The organism is Facilibium subflavum, from assembly GCF_003574485.1.
Taxonomy (GTDB): Bacteria; Pseudomonadota; Gammaproteobacteria; order Francisellales; family Francisellaceae; genus Facilibium; species Facilibium subflavum.
On the sequence record NZ_QLIT01000360.1, the window covers coordinates 1 to 532 of the forward strand.

1 protein-coding gene is annotated in these 532 nt (G+C 32.5%); it reads right to left on the minus strand.

The window, feature by feature from the left end; all coding sequences use genetic code 11:
- Window positions 1–60 precede the first annotated feature (60 nt).
- The coding region (locus tag DNK84_RS13930) for an aminotransferase class IV (protein ID WP_208123361.1) at window positions 61–532 on the minus strand (472 nt) is incomplete at its 5' end.

Here is a 532-nt window from a genome sequence, read left to right on the forward strand (position 1 = left end):
TCTAAGAGTTGTATCAAAAATATAAACTTTCTTCTTATCTCTATCCATCAATTAATGCTCCTATATGTATGTTAAAAAGTCTTTGTAAGCCTCTCCTTTGTTGAGTTTTGCAAAAACTTCTTTTATTTGCTTAGTTATTTTATGGTCTGAGTCATTAAGTTTACTATCATCAACACTTCCAACAGGGATTAGTTCAGCAGCAGTTCCTGATAAGAAAACTTCATCAGCATTCATTAGTTCATCTACTTTATATAAGCGCTCTGTAACTTTATAACCTAAATCTCTAGCTATTTGGATAATAATTTGTCTAGTGATTCCATTTAATATTGTTCCTGGAGGAGTTGTTATAATTTCATTGTCTTTTACCATGAAAATATTCATTGCACCAGCTTCTGCAATATTACCATCAACATCAAGCATTACAGATTCATGATAATGAGTGCCTCTAGTTTCTCCCGATGCTAGTATACAATTTACGTAAGTTCCACTAAGCTTTGCATCACAAACTGTTGATTGAGGGTGGATACGAATA